The sequence below is a fragment of the Chryseobacterium tagetis genome, assembly GCF_016735585.2.
In the GTDB taxonomy this organism is placed as follows: domain Bacteria; phylum Bacteroidota; class Bacteroidia; order Flavobacteriales; family Weeksellaceae; genus Chryseobacterium; species Chryseobacterium tagetis.
In genome coordinates this window covers 600759-627617 of the sequence record NZ_JAERSE020000003.1, presented here as the reverse complement: position 1 = coordinate 627617, position 26859 = coordinate 600759, and the positions used below count along the sequence as shown (strand labels likewise).

The 26859-nt window shown below is 35.2% G+C and carries 21 protein-coding genes; 4 read left to right on the top strand and 17 right to left on the bottom strand.

Annotated features, from left to right (window positions below):
* Window positions 1-144 precede the first annotated feature (144 nt).
* The 3 genes from JI747_RS12845 to purB are packed head-to-tail and all read right to left on the bottom strand — an operon-like array spanning window position 145 to window position 6322.
* Window positions 145-3840 (bottom strand): phosphoribosylformylglycinamidine synthase, encoded by a 3696-nt coding sequence (locus JI747_RS12845; protein WP_225689293.1) that lies wholly within the window; start codon window positions 3838-3840, stop codon window positions 145-147.
* 31 nt (window positions 3841-3871) lie between these two features.
* Window positions 3872-4834 (bottom strand): WG repeat-containing protein, encoded by a 963-nt coding sequence (locus JI747_RS12840; RefSeq protein ID WP_225689292.1) that lies wholly within the window; start codon window positions 4832-4834, stop codon window positions 3872-3874.
* A gap of 60 nt (window positions 4835-4894) precedes the next feature.
* Window positions 4895-6322, bottom strand: coding sequence for an adenylosuccinate lyase (gene purB, locus JI747_RS12835; protein ID WP_225689291.1), 1428 nt, complete (start codon window positions 6320-6322; stop codon window positions 4895-4897).
* A 449-nt stretch (window positions 6323-6771) separates the two neighbouring features.
* On the opposite strand from purB, the gene JI747_RS12830 reads away from it, so the two are divergent.
* Window positions 6772-7656, top strand: coding sequence for an AraC family transcriptional regulator (locus JI747_RS12830; RefSeq protein ID WP_225689290.1), 885 nt, complete (start codon window positions 6772-6774; stop codon window positions 7654-7656).
* Window positions 7657-7721: 65 nt separating this feature from the next.
* Entirely contained in the window at window positions 7722-8885 is a 1164-nt protein-coding gene (locus JI747_RS12825) for an iron-containing alcohol dehydrogenase (protein ID WP_225689289.1), read from the top strand.
* Window positions 8886-9088: 203 nt separating this feature from the next.
* Here JI747_RS12825 and JI747_RS12820 read toward each other — a convergent pair whose 3' ends face one another.
* From JI747_RS12820 to JI747_RS12795, 6 genes are all read right to left on the bottom strand, one after another.
* A complete protein-coding gene (locus JI747_RS12820) occupies window positions 9089-9496 on the bottom strand; it encodes a hypothetical protein (RefSeq protein WP_225689288.1) in 408 nt (135 codons plus the stop codon).
* 111 nt (window positions 9497-9607) lie between these two features.
* Window positions 9608-11935 (bottom strand): beta-glucosidase BglX, encoded by a 2328-nt coding sequence (gene bglX / locus JI747_RS12815; RefSeq protein WP_225689287.1) that lies wholly within the window; start codon window positions 11933-11935, stop codon window positions 9608-9610.
* Window positions 11936-12101: 166 nt separating this feature from the next.
* Window positions 12102-12809, bottom strand: coding sequence for a carboxylesterase family protein (locus JI747_RS12810; RefSeq protein ID WP_225689286.1), 708 nt, complete (start codon window positions 12807-12809; stop codon window positions 12102-12104).
* A 68-nt stretch (window positions 12810-12877) separates the two neighbouring features.
* Complete coding sequence (locus tag JI747_RS12805; protein WP_225689285.1) at window positions 12878-14266, bottom strand: glucoamylase family protein; 1389 nt, start codon at window positions 14264-14266, stop codon at window positions 12878-12880.
* A 71-nt stretch (window positions 14267-14337) separates the two neighbouring features.
* A complete protein-coding gene (locus JI747_RS12800; protein WP_225689284.1) occupies window positions 14338-15765 on the bottom strand; it encodes a RagB/SusD family nutrient uptake outer membrane protein in 1428 nt (475 codons plus the stop codon).
* An 11-nt stretch (window positions 15766-15776) separates the two neighbouring features.
* Complete coding sequence (locus JI747_RS12795; protein ID WP_225689283.1) at window positions 15777-18608, bottom strand: SusC/RagA family TonB-linked outer membrane protein; 2832 nt, start codon at window positions 18606-18608, stop codon at window positions 15777-15779.
* A 414-nt stretch (window positions 18609-19022) separates the two neighbouring features.
* Here JI747_RS12795 and JI747_RS12790 point away from each other — a divergent pair, with 414 nt between their 5' ends.
* Window positions 19023-19700: a DUF4197 family protein gene (locus JI747_RS12790; RefSeq protein WP_225689281.1), complete on the top strand. Its 678-nt coding sequence runs from the start codon at window positions 19023-19025 to the stop codon at window positions 19698-19700.
* Window positions 19701-19741: 41 nt separating this feature from the next.
* A complete protein-coding gene (locus JI747_RS12785) occupies window positions 19742-20047 on the top strand; it encodes a DUF493 family protein (protein ID WP_225689279.1) in 306 nt (101 codons plus the stop codon).
* 53 nt (window positions 20048-20100) lie between these two features.
* On the opposite strand, the gene JI747_RS12780 is transcribed toward JI747_RS12785, so the two are convergent.
* The 8 genes from JI747_RS12780 to JI747_RS12745 all read right to left on the bottom strand — a co-directional run bounded on the left by JI747_RS12780 (window position 20101) and on the right by JI747_RS12745 (window position 26800).
* Window positions 20101-20451, bottom strand: coding sequence for an ArsC/Spx/MgsR family protein (locus tag JI747_RS12780; RefSeq protein ID WP_225689277.1), 351 nt, complete (start codon window positions 20449-20451; stop codon window positions 20101-20103).
* 50 nt (window positions 20452-20501) lie between these two features.
* The gene (locus JI747_RS12775; protein ID WP_225689275.1) at window positions 20502-21116 is read right to left on the bottom strand and encodes a deoxynucleoside kinase; all 615 of its coding nucleotides are present in this window, start codon (window positions 21114-21116) and stop codon (window positions 20502-20504) included.
* A gap of 25 nt (window positions 21117-21141) precedes the next feature.
* Complete coding sequence (locus JI747_RS12770) at window positions 21142-22017, bottom strand: hypothetical protein (protein WP_225689273.1); 876 nt, start codon at window positions 22015-22017, stop codon at window positions 21142-21144.
* 139 nt (window positions 22018-22156) lie between these two features.
* The gene (locus JI747_RS12765) at window positions 22157-23185 is read right to left on the bottom strand and encodes a glutaminyl-peptide cyclotransferase (RefSeq protein WP_225689271.1); all 1029 of its coding nucleotides are present in this window, start codon (window positions 23183-23185) and stop codon (window positions 22157-22159) included.
* A gap of 96 nt (window positions 23186-23281) precedes the next feature.
* Window positions 23282-24307, bottom strand: coding sequence for a glutaminyl-peptide cyclotransferase (locus tag JI747_RS12760; protein ID WP_225689269.1), 1026 nt, complete (start codon window positions 24305-24307; stop codon window positions 23282-23284).
* A 36-nt stretch (window positions 24308-24343) separates the two neighbouring features.
* Window positions 24344-24727, bottom strand: a complete 384-nt coding sequence (locus JI747_RS12755) for a VOC family protein (protein WP_225689267.1) — start codon at window positions 24725-24727, stop codon at window positions 24344-24346.
* A gap of 4 nt (window positions 24728-24731) precedes the next feature.
* A complete protein-coding gene (locus JI747_RS12750; protein WP_225689264.1) occupies window positions 24732-25157 on the bottom strand; it encodes an SRPBCC family protein in 426 nt (141 codons plus the stop codon).
* A gap of 29 nt (window positions 25158-25186) precedes the next feature.
* Window positions 25187-26800, bottom strand: coding sequence for a Na+/H+ antiporter (locus JI747_RS12745; protein ID WP_225689262.1), 1614 nt, complete (start codon window positions 26798-26800; stop codon window positions 25187-25189).
* Window positions 26801-26859 lie beyond the last annotated feature (59 nt).

The following is a 26859-nucleotide window of genomic DNA, read 5'->3' as shown; positions in this document are numbered from 1 at the left end:
CATTATAAAATAGCAAAAACGGACCCGAATGTTATAACACTCAAATCCGTTTTTTATTGAAATTGTATTTAATTTACTTAAGATGTATAAATGATAGTCCTAAAAAAACCTCATAGAATAAGGAATCTATGAGGTTTACTATTTTTATTTGAAGTATTCTACTCCGTTTTTGAATATATTGTGGTAATTCGCGGTTGGAATGTTTTTCAGCAATCCTTCTGCAAAACGTTCCGGATGTCCCATCCTACCGAATATTTTACCGTCCGGACTGGTGATTCCTTCAATTCCGAACAATGAATTATTTGGATTAAACGGCATTCCGTGAGCAATATTTCCTTCTAAATCTAAGTACTGCGTTGCAATCTGTCCGTTTTCATACAGCTTCTGAATCTCTGCTTCCGAAGCCATAAAACGACCTTCACCATGAGAAATCGGAATGGTGAACACCTGCCCCTTCATTCCTTTTAACCAAGGCGATTCGTCATTCACTACTCTTACATTCACCATCTGAGAAATATGTCTTCTTATCGCGTTGTGAGCCAACGTTGGAGAATTTTCATCCAAATCTTTGATTCTTCCGTAAGGTAATAATCCAGATTTAACCAAAGCCTGGAAACCGTTACAGATACCGATGATCATACCATCTCTATCCAATAATTCGTGAACTGCATTTCTCATCTTCTCGTTCTTTAAAACGTTTACAATGAATTTTGCAGAACCATCCGGCTCATCACCTGCAGAGAAACCTCCTGAGAATGCTAAAATCTGAGAAGTTTTGATTTCTTCTACCCAAGCATCAATACTTTCATCCAACAATTGGTGATTGATGTTGATTAAAGGTAAACTGCTGATTGCAGCTCCCTCTTTTGCGAAAGCATTCAACGTGTCATATTCACAGTTTGTTCCCGGGAAAACCGGTGCAAATACTTTTGGCTGAGCGATTCCATGCTTTTTGATGATAATATTTCTTGGGTTGATCGAGTTTAATTTTTCATCGATTTCAACCGTGATTTTTTCTTTTTCAATCGTTGGGAAAAGATTCTCAAAAGTGTTTGTATTTGCTGATAACAACTTTTCAATCGCGAATTCAGCCTCATTAATTTTAATACTATTTGAATCTTTAACTTCTCCAATTAATTGAAGGTTTACAGAGCTTAATTCTTCTTTAGATTCGATGATTAAGCTACCGATATTTTTAGCTAGTAAAGCATTTTCAACAACTGTAATTTCAGCACCTAATCTGTTTCCGAAGCTCATTTTTGCTAAAGCCACTGCAACTCCTCCTTCTTTAACTGTTTTTACAGAAACGATTTTTCCGGCTTTAATATTTTCGAAAATAAATTCAAAAACAGCTTTTAAAGCATCATAATTCGGAAGTCCGTTTTCCTGAGCAGTGTGATTGAAGAAATAAACTTTATTTCCTGCCTTCTTAAATTCAGGAGAGATAATATTTTTCTTTTCTCCGTTGGCACAAGCAAAAGAAATCAATGTTGGCGGAACATTCAGATCTTGGTACGTTCCACTCATTGAATCTTTTCCTCCGATGGCAGCCAATCCAAAGTTAATCTGAGCATCGTAAGCTCCCAACAAAGAAGCTAAAGGTTTTCCCCATTTTTCAGGATTCTGACCTAATTTCTCAAAATACTCCTGGAAACTAAATCTGATATTTTTGTAATCGCCACCCATCGCAACGATTTTCGCCACACTTTCAACTACAGCATAAGAAGCTCCCAACAAAGAGTTCTGTTTAGAAATCTCTGCATCGAATCCCCAACTTGCCAAAGAAACGGTTTCAATATCTTTTGCTCCGATGATCGGTAATGTCTGAACACTTCCTTCCATCAAAGTCTGCTGGTATTTTCCACCTAAAGGCATTGCAACCGTAGTCGCACCGATAGAAGAGTCAAACATTTCCAACAATCCTTTTTGAGAAGCCACATTTTTATCTCCTAAAATTTTCAGGAAGTTCTCTTCATTAAATGAAGGAGTTTCTTCTTTTACTTCATTAAGGTGAGTAATTTTAACTTCCTGACTTTTTGAACAACCGTTCGTATCTAGGAATTCTCTTGAAAGGTCAACAATTTTATCGCCTTTCCAGAACATCTGCATTCTTCCTGAATCCGTCACTTTCGCCACTTCAACAGCCACAATATTTTCAGCTTCACAGAATTTAATGAACTGTTCTTTATCTTTTGGTTCAACCACAACTGCCATTCTTTCCTGAGATTCGGAAATAGCCAGTTCCGTTCCGTTCAGACCTTCGTATTTTAAAGGTAAAACATCAAGGTTTACTTCTAGAGAATCGGCAATTTCACCAATTGCTACAGAAACACCTCCAGCTCCGAAGTCGTTTGATTTTTTAATTAATCTCGTCACTTCAGGATTTCTGAATAATCTCTGGATTTTTCTTTCTTCAACGGCATTTCCCTTCTGAACTTCAGAACTCATCGTGTGAATAGAAGTTTCGTCCTGTTCTTTTGAACTTCCGCTCGCTCCTCCAACTCCGTCACGACCAGTTGCACCACCTAAAATGATGATAGAATCACCAGCTTCAGGTTTTTCACGTCTTACCCAATCTACAGGAACGGCTCCGGCAACGAAACCAACTTCCATTCTTTTTGCTTTATAACCTTCATCGTAGATTTCAGAAACCATTGTAGTTGCCAAACCGATTTGATTACCGTAAGAAGAATATCCGTTCGCCGCCTGTTTTGTGATCGTTTTTTGAGGTAATTTACCCGGTAATGTTTTATCAACAGATTCCAACACATCAGCAGCACCCGTTAATCTCATTGCCTGGAAAACGAAAGAACGTCCGGACAAAGGATCTCTGATCGCTCCTCCTAAACATGTTGAAGCTCCTCCGAAAGGTTCGATTTCCGTTGGATGATTGTGTGTTTCGTTTTTGAATAATAAATACCAAGGTTCTTTTTCACCGTCATATTCAGCTTCGATTTGGATCGTACAAGCGTTGATTTCGTCAGAAACCACCAAGTTCTCCAAATTGCCTGTTTTATGGAAATATCTTCCGCAAACTGTCGCCAGATCCATCAAAGAGATAGGTTTCAATTCACGTCCTAAAAATTTTCTTTTTTCGATATAATCATTGAAAATAGTTTCCAATGTATGTTTGAACTGTCCTTCAAATTCAATGTTTGATAATTCTGTTTCAAACGTTGTGTGACGACAGTGGTCACTCCAATACGTGTCTAAAACTTTAAGCTCAGTTTCCGTAGGGTTTCTGTTCTCCGTTTTAAAATACTCCTGAATGAATTTCAAATCGTCTAAACCTAATGCAAAACCATGATTATTAAAGAACTCTTCAAGCTGAGCATCATCAAAATTGATAAAGTTTTCGTGAACAATTACTTTTGATGGTGTTTCTTCTGCAGGAATATTTAAAATACTTAAATCTTTCTCCTGAGATTCTACTTTATTGATTAACAAGTCTTTGATTTTTGCTAAATCAGATTCGGAAACTCCTTCAAATTCGATCAATTTACCACTTCTTACTTTAGACTTTTCATTTTCAGTCAATAAAGCAATACATTGTTGAGCAGAATCTGCACGTTGGTCGTACTGCCCCGGTAAAAATTCTAAAGCGAAATAAATTCCTTGTGCAGGATTTTCTTCGATTAAAATATCAGTAACCGGATCTACGAAAGTACTGTTTACTACTTTTTCGAATTCACCATCGTTTAAACCAAAAATATCGTAAACGTTATACACTTTTACGCTTTGGATAGACGGCACCACCGCTTTTACTTCATCAAAAATTTTTGGACTTTCAACATCGAAAATTCCTCTTTTTTCTACGAAAATTCTTTTGTTATTAGACATTAGATGTCAGATATTTAAATATTATTAGACTTTATTTACTTAATTTATTCGGATGATCCGGATGCTCTTTTTGAAAATTTTCAGCTTCTACGATTTGAGCTTCCAACCACTTTTCAAAAAGAATTTTTCCATTTTCAAAATCCATTGCATAGATCGTTTTACCATCTTGTGATGCTAAAAATTTGAATTCATATGATAATCCTGCTTCCAATTTCCTATAATCATAGGTATTGATCTGATAAAACGGGAAGTTTTCTTTTGGCCTTTCTATGATTTCAAAGAATAATTTCTTTTCATTTTCAGACAACTTCGTAAAATGGTTTACATAGTATAATTCTGAAAGCTTTTTATTTTGTTTTTCGAAAAACTGAAGAATATTCTTCTCTTTTTCATTGTATTTAAATGGATTCGGAAAATATTTCCCGTCAACTTCAACAGTATTTTCTGATTTTGAAACAGGTTTTACAATTTCTCCTTTGAAATTCATCACCCCCCAAGTTCCGCCAACGATTGCTTTATGTTCGTCTTGGGTCTTTTCCCAATCGCAACCGTCACAAAAGGCGGCATACCCGTAATTAAAAGGCGATACAAAATCATGTTCTGGTTTAATGATAACCGTTCCGTTTCTGTCTACAAAACCAACTTTTCCGTTTTTAACAAACCTTCTTGCGCCTTCAGAGAAATAGTCTGCTCCGTTGTCGTAAAAGAAAGGTTTATACAGGAAATTTCCTTTTCTGTCGTAGACATAGCCCCATTCATTTTCCTCAGGTTTTTCATCGTTTTTAAAACCATCAAAATAGATAGTTTCTCCTTTTACCAATTCTCCGTCTTTCAAATCTGAAAAAACTTTAAACTGTGCAGGAACAATGATTTTCCCGTTTTGATTTTTAACTCCAACCAACGAATCTTTTGATTTAAAATACTTTAAAACTTCCTTTTCCTGAGAAAAAGAAAGCATCGGCATTAATAAAATGGCTACAAGTATTTTTTTCATAAATCAGTTTGGTTTGGTTAAAAATAAAATATGCAGCCCGAAAAGACTGCATACTTTATATTATACTTTAAGATCAGCCTCTAATCCTATTAAGTCTTTGTTTTGATCAATGATCGGCTGAACTTCATTGGCAATGAATTCTTCCGTCTGTATTGGTGCAAAACCGATGAAGTTTTTAGGATCAAGAACTTCTTTTAATTTTGATTTATCTAGTTTTAATGAATCGTCATTCAGGATTCTTTCGATAAGGTCGTTTTCTTTTCCTTCTTCTTTTACCTTTTTAGACGCTTCCATAGAATGAACTCTGATTACCTCGTGAATTTCCTGACGGTCACCACCAGCTTTTACTTCTTCCATGATGATGTATTCTGTCGCCATGAAAGGAAGCTCTTCCATAATATGCTTGTTGATTCTGTTCGGATATACTACAATTCCATTCATGATATTATTCCAAATCAATAGAATGGCATCAACTGCTAAAAACGCTTGTGGAATTGTTAACCTCTTGTTTGCAGAATCATCCAATGTTCTTTCGAACCATTGTGTTGAAGCCACCATTGCAGAACTTGTCGTCAAAGACATTACATATTTTGCTAGTGCTCCGATTCTTTCGCTTCTCATTGGATTACGTTTGTAAGCCATAGCCGATGAACCGATCTGGTTTTTCTCGAATGGTTCTTCAATTTCCTTAAGATTTTGAAGTAAACGTAAATCGTTTGTGAATTTATGTGCAGATTGTGCGATATTTCCTAATAAAGCAACCACTTTAGCATCGATTTTTCTGTCATAAGTCTGTCCGGAAACTCCGAACACTTTTTCGAAACCGAATCTTTTTGAAAGTTCTTTATCTAAGTGTTTTACTTTAGAATAATCTCCGTTGAAAAGTTCCAGGAAACTTGCAGCAGTTCCCGTAGTTCCTTTCACTCCTCTGAATCTCAATGTTTCTAAGAAGAAATCAAGCTCCTCGATGTCAAGAACCAAGCTTTGTAACCAAAGTGTAGCTCTTTTTCCAACAGTCGTTAACTGAGCTGGTTGGAAATGGGTGAATCCTAACGTTGGAAGGTCTTTATACTGAATTGCAAAATCCGAAAGATTTTTCATCACGTTCACCAACTTTTTCTTTAAGATCAAAAGTCCGTCACGGATTTGAATTAAGTCTGTATTATCTCCTACAAATGCTGAAGTTGCTCCCAAGTGAATAATTCCTTTTGCTGAAGGCGCCACATCACCATACGCATGAACGTGAGCCATTACATCATGACGGAATTTTTTTTCATACTCAGCTGCTTTATCGTAATCGATGTTTTCAGCATTAGCTTTCAACTCAGCGATTTGCTCGTCTGTGATGTCAAGTCCAAGGTCTTTTTCGATTTCAGCAAGGGCAATCCAAAGCTTTCTCCAGTTCTGGAATTTATTGTTGTGAGAAAAGTTAAACAACATTTCTTCGCTTGAATAGCGTTCTTCCAAAGGATTTTTGTAGGAATTCATTCTTTTCTTTTACTTTTTAGATGATGCAAAAATACGGTTTTTAAACGAGAGAGAAAAATGCTTTTTTTAAACACAAATTGCAGTAATTTTTATATTAAAAGCATCAATGAGATCTTGAAAAATTCATTATTATAAGAGCCTGTTTAAATTTGATTAATTAAAAAGAATCTTCATTCATTTTTTGACGCAAAGATTTTACTTAAAGACTGATTATTATAAAGTGAGCAATGAAGAATCAACAAGTTGATTTGATGAAGCTGCGTTTTCAAGCTTCGCGAAGTAAATATCATGTGTCTTTGCTTCCTAAAAATAATGGATAAAGTGGAATTAAAATTTTGCGTTTTAAAATCATAGAATCATACAATTATTAAATTTAAACAGGTTCTAAATCTTGCAAACTGAAAATGTTTTATCATAAATTTGTTGCTTCGTTTTAAAACAATAATGAAATGGGCAGTCTGAAGAAATTAGAAATTAAAAAGAACATTCAAAAAGAGGAAGATAAAAATCTGTCTTTTCGGGTTTTTGATTTGACGGAAGAGAATCTGAGAGATTATTTTAAACCACACAAAAAAGATCATTTTTTAATTATTGTTATTGAAAACGGAACATTACAGCTTCATATTGAAGATAAAATTAATTATTTGAAGGCTGGAAAAATTTCCGTTGTATTTCCGGAACAGGTTCATTTCATTTCAGATCTAAGTCAAGATTTACAGGGGAAAATCATTCTGTTTGAAGAAATATTATTCTGTTCCGATATTCTTAAAAATGAGCTGAGTACTTATAATGTCAATCTTTCAACACAACTCAACTGTACCATTCTTTCGAAAGAAGATTTTGAGCAAAGTCTACATTCAATTCACCTCATCCAGGGAATTTATCAGAAGCCAAGTCTTATAAAGAAAGAACAGGCTAGATTTCTAATCAAAATATTTTTGTTAGGTTTAATTGAATCTGTTCATGGTTTACATCCCATTTTACATAAAGAAACGACTGATAAACCAGTTTATGTCCAGTTCAAAAAATTACTGAATGAACATTACAAGGAATATCGCACAGTTCAGTATTACGCGGAAGAATTAGCAATTACTCCAAAAAAATTAAATTCAATTACCAAAAAGCATTGTGGAGAGACTGCAATTCAGGCCATTCACAATCGAATTTTAATGGAAATAAAACGTCAGTTGATGTTTTCCGACCTTTCTCATAAGGAAATCGCCTTTGACTTAGGTTTCAATTCTCCTTCTGCTCTCAATAAATTTGTAAAGGCAAAACTGAAAGAAACTCCTACCGAACTTCAGCAGGAATTGGCGCAAATGTATAACGCGTAGTCCTGTTTGTATAACATGTCTTGTTTTGGCTTATCTACTTTTGTATCATCAAAAATTAAGAAAAAATGAGCAAATTATTTATTGCAGGAGAGGTTTTCCATGGTGCAGGAACTCTTGAAGAATTAAAAAATATTAAAGGAACAAAAGCAGTAATTGTAACAGGAGGAAGCTCAATGAGAAAGAGCGGAACACTAGATAAAGCGGTTGCTTATCTTGCTGAAGCAGGAATCGAAACTCAGATTTTCGAAGGTGTGGAAGAGGATCCATCCTCTGAAACTTGTATGAAAGGAGCTGAAATGATTCAAAATTTTCAGCCGGAATGGATTATCGGTTTAGGAGGTTGTTCAGCAATTGACGCAGCAAAAATTATGTGGGTATTTTATGAATATCCTGATGCGGATTTCGATGCAATGATCAAGCCTTTTACTGTTCCGGTTTTAAGAAATAAGGCAAAATTCATCGCGATTCCTTCTACAAGCGGAACGGGAACTGAAACAACAGGTCTTGCTGTTATTACAGACAGAGAAAAAGGGGTAAAATATCCTATCGTTTCTTATGAACTAACTCCGGACATTGCCATTGTTGACGGTGAAATCTGTGCTTCAATGCCGTCTCACGTTACTTCTAATACAGGGCTTGATGCATTGACTCATTGCGTGGAAGCTTATGTTTCAAACATTGACAATAATATTGCAGATGCACTTTCTAAAGGTGGTTTGGAGATTGTTTTTGATAATTTGAAAGAAGCGGTAGAAAATCCGAACAATATTACAGCCCGTCAGAATATGCATGATGCATCATTTATGGCTGGCTTGGCATTCAACAATGCATGGCTAGGAATTGTTCATTCATTGTCTCATCAGGTTGGTGCTTTGTACGGAATTCCTCATGGTGCTTCTAATGCCATTTTCCTTCCGAATGTGATTCGTTACAACGCTCAGGCGACAAACCGTTTTCCTGATTTGGCGAAAGTGATCGGTAAAGAAACAGCGGAAGATTTGGCTCAGGCCATCGAAACATTGCGTTCTGAAGTTAATAATCAATCAGCAATTAAAGAGTTTGGAATTTCAAGAGAGGATTGGGATAAAAACCTTGATTACATTGCTAACAATGCGTTAATTGATCCTTGTACAGGGTTCAACCCTAGAGTTCCATCATTGGAGGAGTTGAAAGCGATTTACAATGCTTGTTATGAGGGCGTTGTTTATCAAGAGGCTGTAACCGCTTAATTTTCAATTCAATTTTAAAATAAAAAAACAGGAAATTTCATTGAGGTTTCCTGTTTTTTTGATCTTATACTTTAAGTTTTTAGATTATTTACTTATGATTGAGATGCTTCCTTCGTCAGAATGACAAAAGTAAAACACAGTTTGTTATTACATCAAAAAGCCACTCTTTCGAATGGCTCAGATCTGTTTTTTTGAAAACTATTTTACTGATAGATCACCACATCATTTTTAGTAATCTGATATCTTTTTTTATAAGGGATCAAAGTATACGTGTCTTTTATATGACTTCCACTTTTCCAAAGCTTTTCTTTTCCCTGTCTGTCAAGAATAATACTTTTTGCACTTGCATCGGGAATAAAAACCTCAGCTTTTTTCATGTCTTTGCTGAAAATAACGGCTGTCATTGAAGTATAACTTTTGTCTGTGCTTACTTCTTTTAATTTAATTTTCTGTTCGAAAACTCTTACACAGTTATTTCTAAGCTGTGAATACGTATAGCCTGCTGAAGCTTTACAGCCATGAACATCTTTGTCACCTCCCACAACAGGAGCTTTTTGTGCAAAAGTCAAAGCAGCAAGGAACAAGATACTGAATACAATTGTTTTTTTCATGTTTTTAAATATTAAGTTTATGGTTTGGTAAAAATTACACCAAAAATATGGTATCAGTTTATTTCTTTCTAAATTACAAAAAAACCGCTCAAATTGAGCGGCTTATATTATTTATTTTGTCCAGTTGATTTTTGAATGTTTCACATCGGAAGAGTTGGTTCCGATCATGATATCAAATTCTCCGGATTCCCAATCATACTTTAAGTCTCCGTTATAGAATTTTAAGTTTTCAGGACTAATGTCAAAGGTAATTTTTTTAGATTCTCCTTTTTTCAGCATCACTTTCTGGAAGCCTTTTAATTCTTTTACCGGTCTTGTAATGCTTCCCACCATATCTCTGATATATAATTGGACAACTTCTGCCCCATCATAGTTTCCTGAGTTAGTTACTGTAACTGAAGCCTGAACGGTCTGGTTTCCTTTTGGATTTGCATTGGAAACCGTCATATCAGAGTAATTGAATTTTGTATAACTCAATCCGTAACCAAATGGATACAACGGAGTGTTGCATTCATCCATATAGTTTGAACGGAATCTCTGATATTCACATTTATCAACCAATGTCTGATCTAATGGGCGACCTGTATTTTTAGCATTGTAATAGATTGGAACCTGACCTAAACTTCTTGGGAATGTCATTGGCAATTTTCCTGAAGGATTTACTTTTCCGAAAAGAACATCGGCAATTGCATTTCCTGCTTCTGAACCTGCAAACCAAGCATTCAGGATAGCATCAGGAGTGTCTTTCACATTCGTTAAAGCTAAAGGACGACCTGTGAAAAGGACCATTGCGATTGGTTTTCCTGTCTTTTTTAATTCATTTAACAAGTCTACCTGAGACTGAGGAATCGTAATTTCAGTTCTTGAAGAGGATTCACCGCTCATTTCTGCCGATTCTCCGATTGCCAAAACGATCACATCTGATTTTTTTGCAATATCAACCGCTTCTTTCAATAATTCTTCTTTTGAACGGCTATCTCTGTCGGTTTTTTTACCGTGAGCTGCATAAATGTCTTCTAATTTTGCATCGTAATCAATATTCGCTCCTTTAGCAGAAAGGAATTTCACATCTTTACCATAATTTGCCTGAAGACCCTGCATTAAGTTAACAGAAATAGCATGTTTTGTAGCTACACTCCAGGTTCCTGCCATATTCATCGAATTGTTTACCAATGGTCCAATGACAGCAACTGTACCTGATTTCTTCAAAGGCAATACCTGGTTTTCATTTTTCATCAATACCATCGACTGAGCTGCGGTATTTCTTGCGATGTTACGGTTTTCCAGATTGTAAACCTCTTTTTCAGCCAGCTTTGCACTTCCGTATTTGTAAGGATCATCAAACAATCCTAAATCATATTTAGCTTCAAGAATTCTTCTTGCCGCCATATCGATTTCAGCCTGTGTAACTTTTCCTTCTGATAAAGATTTTTTTAATGTTGTTAAAAAACCTTCTCCTACCATATCCATATCAACACCTGCTTTTAACGCCAATGCAGAAACCTGCTGAAGATCTCCCATTCCGTGATCTACCATTTCGTTGATTCCTGTATAATCGGTAACAACAAAACCTTTGAATTTCCACTGATCTCTTAAAACATCGGTCTGCAACCATTTGTTTCCTGTTGCCGGAACTCCGTCAACTTCATTGAAAGAAGCCATTACAGAAGCTACTCCCGCATCAACCGCTGCTTTGTAAGGTGGGAAATATTCGTTGAACATTCTCACATGACTCATGTCAACTGTATTGTAATCTCTTCCCGCTTCTCCTGCTCCGTACAATGCGAAATGCTTTACACAAGCCAAAATGGTATTTCCGATTGAAAGATCTTTTCCTTGGTAACCATACACCATATTTTTAGCAATCTCACTTCCTAAGTACGGATCTTCACCTGAACCTTCAGAAACTCTTCCCCATCTTGGTTCACGGGAAATGTCTACCATTGGCGAGAACGTCCAGTTAATTCCGTCTGCTGAAGCTTCTCTTGCGGCAACTCTTGCTGACTGCTGAATTAAATTCATATCCCAAGAAGCCGCTAAACCTAACGGAATCGGGAATGTCGTTTCATAACCGTGAATAACATCCATCCCAAAAATCAAAGGAATTTTCAAACGGCTGTTTTCTACTGCCACTTTTTGAACGGCTCTGATCTTTTCGGCTCCTTTTATGTTAAATAGTCCTCCCACTAAGCCCATCTCAACTTTTTTTCCAATATCTGAGCTTTTAGCCAATCCTGTGGTAAAATCACCTGAACTTGGTAAGTTTAGCTGACCAATTTTCTCGTCTAATGTCATTTTAGACAAAAGATTGTCTACAAAAGCTTTCTTTTTAGACTGATACTGCGCCGTCTGATATGACTGAACAGGCTTCGTGACCATTTCCTGCGCCGAAAATACAGGTGCCAATGCTAAGGTGGCGATTACAATTAACTTTTTCATAAATCTATCTTCTTTAATTATAGTTCTATTTTTTTTGTTTTTTTATAATGTATTTTAAACGCAAAGCTCACAAAGGTTTTTTCTTTAAAATTACCCTGCCTATTTTTTCTTTTTGCAAAGGTGTTTCACTCAGCAAAGGCTTACTGTTTAAAATATTTATACTAAATTATTTCTCTTTTTTCTTTGAGAGCATCCATTCATACAGTTTAGGATTTGAATAGGTTGAATCCCAAGAATTATGGTTGTCATTTGGAAAGATTGTCAATTCTGCAGATGGATTCACCGGATGTAGTGCCTGATAAAAATGAAATGCATTCTCCGGTAAAACTACATCGTCCATTCCGCCATGAAAGATCTTCATGTTTAAATTTTTGTACTGATCGATGTTCGCATACATCACTCTATCGGTAGGTGCACAGACTGAAACTACGGCAGCAAACATTTCCGGATGCTCCATTGCCAATTTCAACGTTCCCCAACCTCCCATAGAAAGTCCTGTAAGGTAAATTCTGGAAGCATCTATCTTATATTTCTGCTGAATTTCTTTAATCAAATTATAAACGCTCACCGTATCCCACCAAGTGTTTTCCGGACATTGAGGCGCTAAAATCGCAACCGGTTCTTTTATCAGATGTTTATAGGTAAACGGGCTGTGCGCTTTCACAATCTCCAGATTGTTTCCTCTTTCACCGGAACCATGAAGAAATACAATCAAAGGAACATTCCCTTTTGCTTTTTGAGGATAGTCAAGAATGTAAGATATCTTTTCATGTCTTGTAACTTCTTTATTTAATTCTGCCTTGATTTCCTGAGCGCTTAAACTCAATGACAGTGGCAGAAGTAAAAGCGGTAAGTGTTTTAGCTTTAAGTTCATTTTTCTATTTCAGGTTTTTGTGTGGTTTTGATTGGCTTCAATTAAACAGACATTAAATTCACAAAGAATTACTTAATGTTGTATTTTTCAGATTTGAAACTTAATTTCTTTAATCCCTGCTGAATTTCAGGAGCATTCATGAATAGTTTCCATAAAAATCCTGTTCTGTAGTTTTCAATCATCGGAGCTATCGTTCCCTGATCAATTGCCAAATATCTCGGCGTTGTCCAATTGTTATAATTGATTGAAGTCGCGTCATAAGGTCCTGCAGAACCAATAAATTCAGGTTTTTGAGTATACATAAATCTCATGAAATCCATAGATTCTTTTGGTGAATATGGAAAACTGCTCAATGCCGCAGTCGGAGTAATTACCCCACGATCATTTTGTGGAAAATGTGCGTCGTATCCCACACTTCCATCTTGATTTCTTGAGTATCCTGCTGTTAATCCCCAATAATTTGGACCGTACCCTTTCCATCCTTTTGGATTTTCAACACAATACTTGTAGTCGATAAGCACCTGATTTTTATTTAAATCAAAGTAATTTTTAATCAATTTATCTGATAAGTTCGTCGGATCTAAACCAATATAAGAATACTGAGTCCAAAATAGCGGTCCTCCATATTCTTCGGCTCCGTTATGCTTTACATACATTGGAAGTCCGTATTTTTCTTTGTCTGAAAGATAAGTTCCGTTTCTTGTCCAACCTTTGTAATAGGTCTCCGCATCAATTGAATAAGTTGGTGATGAAGCTGCTAAAATGTAAGTAATCAAACATTCATTATACCCCTGTAACGGAAAATTCATTTCCCACTGATATTCTGGCGACCAATGCCAGTAAAGAACTTTTTCACCACCTTTTGTATACCAGTTCCATTGAATTCCTTTCCAAAGCTCGTCACATTTTTTGGCCAAAGCTTTTTCTTCTGCATTTCCGTTTTTAAAGTATTCACGAACCATTAGAATTCCTGAAGTTAAAAACGCTGTTTCTACCAAATCTCCACCATTATCTTTTTTTCCAAAAGGAACTGTTTTTCCCGTTTCTCCATTGATCCAGTGTGACCAGGCTCCTTTATGACGATCTGCTTTTGCAAGGAAATCCATCATATGAGTCAGTCTTCTTACCGCTATTTGTCTTGGAACAAAACCTCTTTCAACTCCGACTAGTATTGTTGCTAAACCAAATCCTGATCCACCCGTTGTCACAACATGTTTATCATTATCCGGATAGATATCGTCTTCGTGATAACGCTCTCTTCCCAACATGGAATTGGGTTCCGCATAATCCCAAAAATACTTTAGGGCATCTTTTTGCACTCTGTCCATCAATTGCTCATCAGTAATATTGCTTTTTACAGTTTTTACTTTTGAAACTTCTTGTTTGGCATTTTGGGTATTTTTGCAGGAAATAGCAAATAGTGATGCTACAATGATGGGTAGTATTATCCTTTTCATTGAATCTTTTTTAAGAGAATATAAAAGAAGAGGAGAACTTTCATTCTCCTCTAAAGTTTTATCTGTAATTATTAGTAACCAGGGTTTTGAGTTAAAACACCGTTACTTTGATTAATGGAATTGAATGGAATTGGGAACACTTCATTTTTCCCAGCTTTATATCCATAAGAAGCTAAAACTGTTGTAGCCTGACCTGTTCTTACAAGATCTACAAAACGATCACCTTCTAACGCAAGCTCTACCCTTCTTTCATGCCAAATGGCATTCCTTAAGCCTACCTGTCCAGATGCAGTCGTATTTGGAAGCTGTGCTCTTGTTCTCACTTTATTCAAGTTAGTCGTTGCTGTCGCAGTATTTCCTAATTCATTCGCTGCCTCAGCATTGATCAGAAGAATTTCTGCGAATCTTAAGATTCTAATATTCTGAATAGAGCCATATGATCCACAAGTGCTATTATTCAAAGATGTTGGAACATATACTTTTTGATTCCACATATCACCTGCTTGAGAGTCTCCTTTGTGAATCAAATCGCCTTCAGGAGTTGTTTCTCCTTCTCTTAGAATAGTTAATTCTTTTCTAATATCTCCTAACTCAAATGCATTTTCCAAAGCTGTTGTCGGAGTAAAGAACCCCCACCCAAACTGATTTCTAACCCCTTGAACTTCTGCATACTGACTACCTCCAAACTGTGAAGAACAATCACAATTAACCTCAATGACAGACTCTGAGCCAAATTCCCCAGCAGGACGGAACAAATGATTAAAATCTGGATCAAGAGAATACCCTAAAGCAATCACTTGATTTGAAGTATCATAAGCTTTTTGCCAATCTTTTTTGTAAAGATATACTTTAGAAAGTAAGCCAAGAGCACCACCTTTAGTAACTCTTCCTAAGTTGGCTGCATCATAAGATTGAGGTAAAACAGCAGCAGCAGCAGTAAGATCTGAAATAATGAAATCATAAACCTCATTAACAGAATTTCTTGGAATATTGTAATTTTTATCTGCCGGAAGTCCATCATAAATAGGAACACCTCCGTAGATTCTTACCAGATTAAAATAAAAGTATGCTCTAAGCATTTTAGCTTCTGCCACCAATCTATTTTTAAGGGATTCATCCATATTGATGTTGGGTACGTTTGTGATCACCTGATTACATCTGTTCACAAATTGCCATTGGCCAATCCAATACCCTTCAACTCCAGAATCACTTGCCGTATAGGTAAAATTATTATATACATTAATAAACGAACCGTCACCAGGATTAGATCCTTTTTCTACATCATCTGCAGGAACCCCAAAAACATATTGTGCAGGAAATGCTGAATTTTCCCAGCTTCTAAGTGCTACATAAATAGCATTTGTAGCTTGCATTGCATCGTCTTGCGTGGTAAAAAATGTTGCTGCTTCTACCCTCCCTGGTTGTACGGTATCCAAATAATCATCCTTACAACTTACTACAGCTCCTATTAAAGTTAGTGCTAAAACTATTTTTTTCATGATTTTCTAAATTAAAAAGTGATACTTGTACCCATTGTGTAAATTGCAGACATCGGATAGATATTATTATCCACTCCCATACTTACCCTGTCTGTACTTGTAATCTCAGGAGAGAAACCGTGGTATTTGAAAGTTGTCCAAGGATTCTGAGCACTTAAATAAATTCTTACTTTATTGAAGTTAGGCCATTTTGAGAATCCTTTTGGGAATGTATATCCAACCTGAATATTTCTGATACGGAAATAGCTTCCATCTTCTACATAAAAACTACTTGGTAAAATGATAGATTGGTTATTGGTAGCCATCGAATAAGAATTTGATGTACCCGCTCCATGCCATCTGTTATTATAGAAATCTAAATCCCAGCTTTCATTACCATAACGCTGTTCTCTATTGTAATTATAGATTTTGTTTCCAAATACACCTTGGAAGTCGATTCCAAAATCAATATTTGATATATTCATATTAAATCCAAAACCGTAAGTACCTTTTGGAACCGGGCTTCCCAAGAATGTTTTATCTCTTTCATCAATAATACCATTTCCATCTTGGTCTGCAAATTTAAACCAACCTGCTTTTGCTCCCGAAGCTCCCTGCGCTGAAGCTGCAGCTTCAGCATCTGTTTGGAAAACTCCAGCAACTTGATAGCCGTAGTAAGAACCTACTGCTTGACCAGCTTCAAGTCTTACAATCTGGTTTCCAAAAAGGCTTGCTCCTGCATTCTGATAAGATCCTCCGAAAACAGAGGTAATTTCGTTTTTAAGTGACGTAAAATTTCCATATATTCCCAATTTCACTTTTTCAGAAATCTTTGCATCATAGTTCACAGACAGTTCTAAACCTTTGTTTTTAAAAGAAAAAGCATTAGTAATATAATTATTATAATTACTTGCTCCAGAAACTGTACCTTGAACGATACCGTACACTACATCTTTAGTATCTTTATCAAAATAAGTAGCTTCAAACTTTAATTTATTTTTTAAAAAAGCCATTTCAACACCAAAATCCTTTCCAGTTGTAATCTCCCAACCAATCGTAGTATCAATAAATTGACTAATTGTTTGAGCTGGAGATCCCGTAGAACCATAATACGCTCCTTCCTTTATAGCAGTAGCAGATAACTGATAGGCGCCATATTGCACATTTGGATTTCCTGTTCTACCCCAGCTTCCTCTTAATTTCAATAAATCAAAAATATTCTGATTACTCATGAAGTTTTCCTTCGACACTACCCAACCTGCACTTACAGATGGAAACACTTCATTTCTATTAACGTTAAAATTAGAAGATCCATCTCTACGAATAGATGCATTAATTAAATATTTCCCTGCATAATCATAATTAACTCTTCCAAAAAACGATTGAATTCGGGATAGGTAAGGAACCACATTATAACCTGGATTATATACGTCTATTCCAAAAATATCGCTTCCGTTAGAAATTTGAAGAGAGCCATTAGTACCATCATAATTCACATTACTTGCATTCCAATAAGCTTGAGAGTAATAGTTTTGAGTTCTGGAAAAACCTGCTAAAACATCTAAATTATGAGATCCAAATTTTTTCTTCCAATTTAAAGTATTGTCCCAAACGTAATCTCTATTTCTAGAATCCCTTGTTATCAAAGTTGAATTCCCCGGCTTAGGCACATATGTCATTACAGGGGTATATTCATATAAACTTGAATTTAGATTATCATTAGTCAAACTGATTCTAAAAGTAAAGTCTTGTAAAAACTTCACCTCACCCCAAACATTATTCAACATTCTTTGCTGCCTGTTTTGGGATCTGAAAAGATCAAGTTGCGCTCTTGGGTTGGTTATATTAGCCAAAGTAAAGTACTGATAATTTCCTGTACTCGGATTTATAGGTCCATAAACAGGGGGTGCAATATAAGCATTCAATAAAGGGTTGCTTGCTATATTAGTAAGGATTTTAGAAAAAGTAAAATTATCACCTATCGTAATATTATCCGTAATTTTATAGCTTAAATTTGCTTTGGTAGTAAATCTCTTAAAATTACTTCCTGAATTGATGCCTTTGTTTGCATCTAAGTTTCCTTCATCCTGAAGATAACCTACACTTCCATAATAAGAAAGCTTACCAATGGCACCTGAGGCGGAAAAATCATTAGAATTAATCGTACTTGGTCGTAAAATTTCTTTATACCAATCTGTATTTCCTGGATATTGTGCTTTTGTAATAAAGTCTGTCGGCAATGGTGGAGTTGTAGAATCATTACTCAATTTTTCATTGTATAATTCTATATATTGATCTCCATTAACCATTTTGGGAATATTAGTAACGGTCTTTATTCCTAAATAAGAATTCACATTAAATGTTGGCTTCTTACCTCTACCAGTTTTTGTTTTAATGATTACAGCTCCATTACCGGCCTGTGCACCGTAAATAGCTAAACTCGCAGGATCTTTAAGAATACTCATAGACTCAATATCCTGAGAATTAAGATAAGAAATATCTGTAGTAATCGAACCATCAACAATATAAACTGTACTTCCTGTCATCGATCCGATACCTCGAATATCTACTCTAGGGGATCCTCCTGGCGTTCCTGAATTAAAAATTTGCACACCAGCCGCTTTCCCTTGTACTGAGCTTAGCGCATTAGGATTGGGTTTATCTGCCAAATCTTTTGATGAAATAACTCCAATACTCCCTGTAACATTTTCCTTTTTCTGAGTACCGTAGCCTACTACAATTACCTCCTCAATTTTCTGCTCTTTAGTTACAGAATCTTTTTTAGGAGTAACCTGCGCATTGACATTCATACCAAAGTATAGAACAGCAATGAGACATGAATACTTTAAATCACGTTGTTTCATATAGTTTAATTTTATTCGTACAATCAAGTCAGGATAAAAACTTTTCAGTTTTTATGGTCTTTTATGGGAAAATCTTTATTCTCAAAAAAAGACATTAGTCAAAAGTAAAAAAATATCTTAAACAATGTTAAAGTTACTTAAAAAATAATATTAAAGCATATAATTCGAATTAAAAATTAAAAAAAATATTAAATTATTGAAATTATCATTAAAAAAAATAGATATAATTAAATTATTCACATCGATAAAAACCTTAAAAAGTCTTAAAAAACTCCTAAAAACGGCTATCAATGCTTCTTTTTAAAGCTTTAAGTAGTTTTTTATGTTAGATACAGAATATATGCTGTTATTTTTCGTTAAATATTTACCTTTGGTGCAGTATTTGAAAAAACACTAAGAATAATTTTAAGATTCATGAAAAAGTACATTATTGCCGCAAGTCTGATTATAGGAACAGGAGCGATATTATCATCCATCACCCATTCCTGCACTTCTTTGGCAACAAGCGATTTAGGATTATCAGTTATCAGAAATATATTGTTAAACGGTATAGATAAAGGAGTACAGGTCTACGGAAACCGGGAGGTATTTCTTCAAAACAACCTTGTAGACAAAGCTCTCCCTAAAGAGTTAAGAGATATCAATTCAACACTGGAGAAAATAGCTCCTTCGCTGGTAAAAAAAGAAAGAGAATATATTGCGGATGCTGCTGTATACACGGTAAACATTTCTAAACCTATCCTGCAAAATGCAGTTCACAGCCTGAACGCACAGGATGTCACAAGAATTATTCAGGGAGAAAAAGGGACTGCGACGCTTATCTTAAAGGAAAAGACCTCTCAGCAACTTATTGCTGCTATTTCTCCTAAAGTTGAGGAAGAACTGAATAAATACGGAATTGTAAAAACAATTAACACAGCATTATCAGGAAGCAATATATTGGGAAGTCTTTTAGGCGGAAACCAATCGAATGTAAATGCAGGCGGATTGAGCACTCTGGCTTCAGAACAATTGGTAAACGGACTCTTCAATATTATTGAAGACTACGAAATTCAAAACTCCAAGTCACTCTTGGGACCGCTTGGTAAATAGAAAAAAAATTGCTATATTTATATATAACTTTATAATTGGAGATGGATATATTACAAGGAAATCAACATGCAAACCCTGAAGAATTTTATAATTCTTTGAAGGTGAAACTGGAGGATCATCACGATTTTCCGGAAGATTATTTATTCAAATTTATCATTCCTACAGATCAGGCAAAACTTACGGAAATATATAAGGTTTTTGACGGTATCAAATTCACATTAGGAAACCGTGAAAGTAAAAACGGAAAATACACCGCCTGCAATATCAATGCCTTTGTTTTGGATGCAGATCAGGTAGTCGCGATCTATAAAGAAGTCGCAAAAGTAGAAGGAGTAATCTTATTGTAAAATATAAAGTCAGCTAATAAGCTGACTTTAGTTTTTTGATATCATTAATTTGATTATTTGCTCCCTACAAAATTTTTTATATTTTCAAAAGGTCTCCCTAAGATTGCCACAGAACCTTTTATCAAAATAGGACGCTGGATGAGAGACGGGTTTTTCGATAAAACTTCAATCCAGGCTTCGTCTGAAAGCTGTTTTCCTACAAAATTATCCGTATACAATTTATCTGTTGCCCGTATAATGTAAGAAACCTCTTTTCCTAATTTTTTCAAAACCGTTTTTATCTCTAAAACACTTAACGGATCTTTAATAATATCTATTATTTCAAACGGGATATTATTTTCTGTCAAATACGCTAAAGCTGCATTTGATTTTGAACAATTTCCGTTATGTAGAACTTTAATCATCTTTCTGTTTTAAACTGTAAAACTATTGATCTTTACTATTACCTGAATTACTAAAATAAGCCATTCAGTTCAGCTTCTATTTTCTCTAAAATAAGGCCGAAATCTTCCTGTTTTTCAACAAAATCAAGATCATCAACTTCTATGATAAGAAGCTTTCCTTCTGTATAATTAGAAATCCATTTTTCGTATTTCTGATTAAGTTTTGACAGGTATTCTATACTGATAGACGCTTCGTACTCTCTTCCCCTTTTGTAAATCTTCTTTACAAGATTCGGAACATCAGATTTTAAATAAATCAATAAATCCGGAGCAGAAACAAAGCTCTTCATCAGATTAAAAACTGAAGCATAATTATTAAAATCCCTGTCTGACAAAAGATTCATATCATTCAGGTTTTCAGCAAAAATATGAGCATCTTCATAGATCGTACGATCCTGAATAATACTTTTACCACTTTCTCTGATTTCTTTTACCTGACGAAACCTGCTTCCCAGAAAATAAATCTGTAAAGCAAAGCTCCATTTGCTCATATCTGCATAAAAATCTTCCAAATAAGGGTTATGATCTACATCTTCAAACTGAGCATCCCAACCGTAATGTTTTGATAACATTGTAGTTAAAGTCGTTTTTCCCGCTCCAATATTTCCTGTAACTGCAATATGCATCTTTTGTATATTATTTAACTGATGATTATAAATTATCTACACCCAATGACTGAACTTCTGAAACTTCCTCCAAAAGTTTGATTAAATCCGGCTGCTCTTTTTTATCTTCAGATTCATTCGGATTTTTATTTTCTTTTGGTACAGGTTCCGGTTCTGTTTGAGGGATAGGTTCTTTCTTATTTTCCAGGGTGTAAAGATAAAGTTTGTTGGCTTTGATTTCAAAATAAGCAAGCGTGTTTTTATCCACAATTTGCGCATCCGAATCATCAAAAATCTTAACTAATTCTTTACCTGAATTATATCTGAAAATTGTATGTTTAGCAATGATCATAACGACATCATTCTCTCTTCTGAAGCGTTTTCCGTTTTCTACATCAGCTTCAAAGAGTTTTTCAAATTTCAGTGTATATACTTTAAATTGTTTTTTAGTCAAAACATATACCTTATTTTCATAGACCAACAGATCGATAAGATCGTCGAAATTAGCATCGAAAGGATAAGAATTGATCGTAGTTTCATTTCTGAAATTATATTGTAGAAGACGCTTTGTGCTTTCGTCCATCAGCCAGATCTGTTGTAAGTCTTCAGCGTAAGCATATTTTATGAAGCTGAATTTCTGTTTAAAATCTACACGCTGTATTTCATTCAGGTTCTGATCTACAAATTTCAGTTCCTGAGCATTTTCAGAGAACAAAGCAACACTCAAAGGATTCTGAACATTTTGAGGTTTAAAAGGTACGGTAAGCATCATTTTTCCGATCTGCTTTCCTGTAGAGTCGTATTTTGTAAAGCTGAAGTCCTTATTTTTATAAATATACAGATTGCCATAATCGTCTGCGAGCATATCTCCGGCTTCCTTAAGCTTTAAACTGTCTAAAGGAAGGGCTTTCTGCGCAGACAACGAACAGAATATGAAAAATATTATAAGATGTAAAAACCTCACCAGCTTTTTTTTAATACGGTCAATATACTTAAAAAATCTAATTCAAAAGATTGTCAAAGGTACTGGAATCATTTGTAAGATTCACTATAATTTTAGTTCAGTTTTTGATGGCTATTTCATAGATTTTTGCCCAGTTTTTGCCTGTAATCAACATATTTTCTCCTTTAAAGGCAATCCCGTTCAAAACATGCTCGGTATTTCCAGCCATACTGGTGTCTGTAATTTTTGTAAAATCAAACTTCCCTACCACTTCTCCAGTATTTGGGTTGATTTTTAAAATTATCGGTTTAAACCAGACATTGGAATAGATAAACCCGTCATGATATTCAAGTTCATTCAGTTTATCATAGACTTCTTTGTTTCCGGCTACAGAAACTGTTTTTACCACTTTTGAAGGATCGTTTACGTCAAGAAAATACAAGTTACTTGAACCATCTGTTGCTACCAGATTTTTTCCGTCGTAGGTCAATCCCCAACCTTCTGCAAGAGCGTTTGGTAAAGAAAATTCGGAAATCTTTTTAAATGTATTTTTATCATATACAAAACCAATTCTGTTCTTGTAAGTTAACTGATAGATTTTATCGCCAACAACGGCACAACCTTCAGAAAAAATATGATCTTCCTGCTTTTCTGTAAGCGTTGGGGTTTTATCACCCAGCGTATATTTTATCAGTTGAGAAGAACCTTCAAGCCCATCACTTTCATACACTGTGTTTCCTTCTAAAAGAAAACCTTCAATGAAATTATTTTCATCATGCGGATATTCGGTTACGATTTCGTATCCTATATTTTTTTCAGGAGATTTAGCCAAAACATTAATCGTGGCATCCTGATTCAAAGTCTCTCCGCTTTTTGTTTTAATGACGAAGGTAACGTCATTATTTCCCAACCCGAAAAATGCAGGATCCACTTTCAGATCTGATGTTTCCTTATCTCCAAAACTGATTGTAATTGTTTCTGCATTATCAGTAATTTCTTTTGGCAGTTGCAGTTGATCTCCAAAATAATATCCTTTGGATTCCATTGAATCATTATATCTTTTTAAAGAAGTCAGCAGTTGATCCTTATTGGAGCAAGACATAAGAAGTATCACAGACGTAAAACAGATCAATAGATTTTTTTTCATTGAATTTTTAATCTTTATTCAAAAATAGTGTTTTTATCTTACTAAAAATAGCGCTCCAAGGGAACGCTATTTTTTATTTTGAAATGGTATTTGATTTTATTCTGTAATTTCAACTTCATAAATCTTAGACCAGTTTTTACCAGTTACCAACATATTATCTCCTTTAAAAGCAATTCCGTTCAGAACATCGTCACTTCCTTTGGTATTTTGTTTAGCAATTTCTGTGAAATCAAATGTCCCTACAACTTCTCCGTTTGCAGGATTGATTTTTAAGATGATGGGTTTCTGCCAAACGTTTGCATAGATAAATCCGTTGTGGTATTCAAGTTCGTTCAATTGATCATACGCCTGAGAACTTCCTGCAACGGCGATGTATTTTACCAGTTTTGAAGGGTCATTAGGATCTAAAAAGTATAAAAGCTTACTTCCGTCAGAAGCAATCAGGTTTTTACCGTCATACGTCAATCCCCAACCTTCCCCAAAAACATTCGGATAAGCAAATTCTTTGATAAGCTTTAATGAGCTTTTGTCATAGATATATCCTTTTTTGCTTTGCCATGTTAACTGATACACTTTGTCACCAACAATGGTACTTCCTTCGGAAAAATCTTCCTGAGCCTGCTTTGTGGAAGCAAGAGGAGTTGTTGTTCCTAAAGTGTATTTTAAAATCTGTGAAGAACCATTCTGCCCGTCACTTTCGTAGATTGTATTGCCTTCGATCTGGAAACCCTGTACAAAGTTTTTAGGATCGTGCGGATATTCTGCTACAATTTTATAAGCAATATTTTTTTCAGGGCTTTTTGCAAAAACATTAATGGTAGCATCTTGGTTAAGGGTTTCTCCGCCTTTCTTTTTTATATTGAAAGTAACCGCGTTATCACCTAAAGTGAAAAATTTCGGGTCTATCGTTAAATCTGAAGTTTCTTTATCTCCAAAGCTCACTGTAATACTTTCTGCATTATCTGTAACTTCTTTCGGAAGGGTAAGTTTATCACCAAAATGATATCCTTTTGCTTCCATAGAGTTGTTATAATCACTTAATGTACTTAAGATCTTTTCATCTTTGTTACATGAAGCTAATAACAAAATTGCAGCAAAACCTGCTATAATATTCTTTTTCATTGAATTTCTAAATATTTCCCCCAAAAATAGCAAAATTTATTCCGCTTTGCTAATTTCATCTATATGTTGACCAAATTGTAATATATATCCATTGTTGTCATATACTGCAAATTCTCTCATTTCCCAATCGAAAGTTTCTATTTCGTAACAGATTTTAGTTTTGATCTTCAGCTCTTCCCAAAGCTTATTCACCTCATCTACAACAAAATAAAAAGAGCCCGTAAAACCAATTCGGTTAAACTTTTCATGTTCGTTCGGCTTAGTCAGCATAATTTCCACTCCATTTTTCTCCAATGAAGCCCATTGCCATTCCTCACTTTTTTCCTGTAAGGTAAAACCAAGGATTTGAGTATAAAAATCAATGGTATCATTCAGATTCTCTGTCCATAATATCGGACGAAGTGCTTTAAATTTTGCCATATTTTCAGTTTTCCAGATAAGGTTTTAAACTTTGTTTAAGAATTCCGTTCCAGCCATCCGCAAAAGCTTCTCTGGAAAAATTAGCTCCCAATTCTTTCAGCATATCGATATCATCATGAATAAGCGTAACACTCGTGTCTTCACCTTGCTGATTCAGTTCCCAAGTTACAGTTGTGACTCCGTCTGATAATTCGGGGTAAGACCAAGTATGCTTTAGTTTTTTATTGGGAATGATTTCTAAAATTTTGCCTTGATGATGGTATTTTTTTTCTTCTCCGGGTTCATAGAAATTAAAAACTTTTCCTATTTCCAATTCAAAATCAGAAATATCGAAATACCACGATTTCATTTCATGTTGATCTGTCAGAGCTTTCCAGACTTTTTCAACCGGAGCTTTTATTTTATATTGAACGATAATGGGTATACTCATTGTATTATTATTAAATATTGTGGAAAAAATTATCCGTGAGCAAAACCTGTAATTTTTGCTTCATCAAAATCCAACTGCATTTCAATGGTTCTCATCACATGGTCATCGAATATCTTTTCACGTTTTAATCGGTGAAGTTCATTTCTCTGCGCCTGAATAATCTGCCTCATCACATCTTTATTTTCATTCATCGCAGTTACATAGTCTCCTGTTGTTGCCATACACTGTACTTTATCTGCCATCATCATCATTTCGTTTTCCAGTTTATGTTTTTGGTGTTGCACAAGGCTGTTTTTCCCCGCCAGTTCAGAGAAATCATCATCCAGTTTCTGTAAAGCTGTTTCTTTTAATTTTCTCATTAAAATCACTTCCTGCTTTTCTTCCGGCAATTCACTTCCGGCATCATCGATTTTTAAAAATTTTAAAATCGGAGCCAGAAGCAATCCTTGTCCCACCAAAGTAATCAAGATAATCACGAAAGTGACAAACAAAATAATATTTCGATGCGGAAAAGCTTCCCCGTTTGGTAAAAATGCCGGAATTGATAATGCTGCGGCTAAAGAAACCACTCCACGCATCGCAGCAAAACTGATGATGAAAGGCTCCCGCCAATCCGGCTTTGGAACTTTTAATCTTAATTCTTTTGAGCAAAGTCTCGGAAAATACATGACCGCATAACTGTACAGAATTCTGGTAAAAATGATTGCCCCTCCAATTACAATACTGTAGAAAATACCTTCAGAAATGGTATAATCTTTCATTCCTTCTACCACAACCGGTAATTCTAATCCGATAAGGATAAAAATAATGGTATTCATTAAAAAGATAAGCACACTCCAAACATTCCCTGACTGAATTCTGGAAGTATGGCTTAAATAGCAATGAGAATTATAAGACATCAGCAATCCTCCCGCCACTACAGATAATACTCCGGAAAAATGGAAATGTTCTGCTCCTACATACATGATGTAAGGAACAATTAAAGTGATAATGGTATCAATATTTGAGTTGGAAGGAATAATTCTCAGTAAAGCTCCGAAAAGCAGTCCTGATCCTACTCCAATCGCTATCCCTCCGATTGCCATGGTGAAAAAGTCTTTTACCGCTTCTCCAAAAATGAATTGCCCGGAAATAACGGCTGCCAAAGCAAATTTAAATACAATTAAACTGGATGCATCGTTAATTAAGCTTTCCCCTTCCAGAATACTGGTAATTTTTTTAGGAATCTTCATGTGTTTCAACACTGAAGTTGCCGCTACAGCATCCGGCGGAGAATTCACTCCTCCCAACAAAAATCCCATTGCCACGGTAAGTCCCGGAATAATTGATGATGATAAATAGGCTACCACAATTGAAGTGAGAAATACCAACCCGAAAGCCATAGAAAATATCTGCTTTCTCCATTTATGAAAATCCTGCCACGAGGTAAACCATGCCGCTTCAAATAAAATCGGCGGAAGAAAAATCAGGAAAACTAAATCGGGTTCTATTTCAATATGTGGCATTCCCGGAATTAGGCTTATTAAAAGCCCCGCAATCACCAGAAATATAGGATAGGCTACTTTCAGCTTCTGCCCTATCATTACCAATATCATCACAGACAACAATACCGCGATTGATATTATGACATAATTGTGAATCATTTATTTATAATTTTTATGAATATTAAATTTTTTATCATTTTACTTTTTCCGAAGAAAAT

What these genes read in the sequence shown, in the direction of transcription:
- JI747_RS12845 (WP_225689293.1), bottom strand. Translation starts at nt 3,840, where the DNA reads ATGTCTAATAACAAAAGAATTTTCGTAGAAAAAAGAGGAATTTTCGAT.
- JI747_RS12840 (WP_225689292.1), bottom strand. Translation starts at nt 4,834, where the DNA reads ATGAAAAAAATACTTGTAGCCATTTTATTAATGCCGATGCTTTCTTTT.
- purB (WP_225689291.1), bottom strand. Translation starts at nt 6,322, where the DNA reads ATGAATTCCTACAAAAATCCTTTGGAAGAACGCTATTCAAGCGAAGAA.
- JI747_RS12830 (WP_225689290.1), top strand. Translation starts at nt 6,772, where the DNA reads ATGGGCAGTCTGAAGAAATTAGAAATTAAAAAGAACATTCAAAAAGAG.
- JI747_RS12825 (WP_225689289.1), top strand. Translation starts at nt 7,722, where the DNA reads ATGAGCAAATTATTTATTGCAGGAGAGGTTTTCCATGGTGCAGGAACT.
- JI747_RS12820 (WP_225689288.1), bottom strand. Translation starts at nt 9,496, where the DNA reads ATGAAAAAAACAATTGTATTCAGTATCTTGTTCCTTGCTGCTTTGACT.
- bglX (WP_225689287.1), bottom strand. Translation starts at nt 11,935, where the DNA reads ATGAAAAAGTTAATTGTAATCGCCACCTTAGCATTGGCACCTGTATTT.
- JI747_RS12810 (WP_225689286.1), bottom strand. Translation starts at nt 12,809, where the DNA reads ATGAACTTAAAGCTAAAACACTTACCGCTTTTACTTCTGCCACTGTCA.
- JI747_RS12805 (WP_225689285.1), bottom strand. Translation starts at nt 14,266, where the DNA reads ATGAAAAGGATAATACTACCCATCATTGTAGCATCACTATTTGCTATT.
- JI747_RS12800 (WP_225689284.1), bottom strand. Translation starts at nt 15,765, where the DNA reads ATGAAAAAAATAGTTTTAGCACTAACTTTAATAGGAGCTGTAGTAAGT.
- JI747_RS12795 (WP_225689283.1), bottom strand. Translation starts at nt 18,608, where the DNA reads ATGAAACAACGTGATTTAAAGTATTCATGTCTCATTGCTGTTCTATAC.
- JI747_RS12790 (WP_225689281.1), top strand. Translation starts at nt 19,023, where the DNA reads ATGAAAAAGTACATTATTGCCGCAAGTCTGATTATAGGAACAGGAGCG.
- JI747_RS12785 (WP_225689279.1), top strand. Translation starts at nt 19,742, where the DNA reads ATGGATATATTACAAGGAAATCAACATGCAAACCCTGAAGAATTTTAT.
- JI747_RS12780 (WP_225689277.1), bottom strand. Translation starts at nt 20,451, where the DNA reads ATGATTAAAGTTCTACATAACGGAAATTGTTCAAAATCAAATGCAGCT.
- JI747_RS12775 (WP_225689275.1), bottom strand. Translation starts at nt 21,116, where the DNA reads ATGCATATTGCAGTTACAGGAAATATTGGAGCGGGAAAAACGACTTTA.
- JI747_RS12765 (WP_225689271.1), bottom strand. Translation starts at nt 23,185, where the DNA reads ATGAAAAAAAATCTATTGATCTGTTTTACGTCTGTGATACTTCTTATG.
- JI747_RS12760 (WP_225689269.1), bottom strand. Translation starts at nt 24,307, where the DNA reads ATGAAAAAGAATATTATAGCAGGTTTTGCTGCAATTTTGTTATTAGCT.
- JI747_RS12755 (WP_225689267.1), bottom strand. Translation starts at nt 24,727, where the DNA reads ATGGCAAAATTTAAAGCACTTCGTCCGATATTATGGACAGAGAATCTG.
- JI747_RS12750 (WP_225689264.1), bottom strand. Translation starts at nt 25,157, where the DNA reads ATGAGTATACCCATTATCGTTCAATATAAAATAAAAGCTCCGGTTGAA.
- JI747_RS12745 (WP_225689262.1), bottom strand. Translation starts at nt 26,800, where the DNA reads ATGATTCACAATTATGTCATAATATCAATCGCGGTATTGTTGTCTGTG.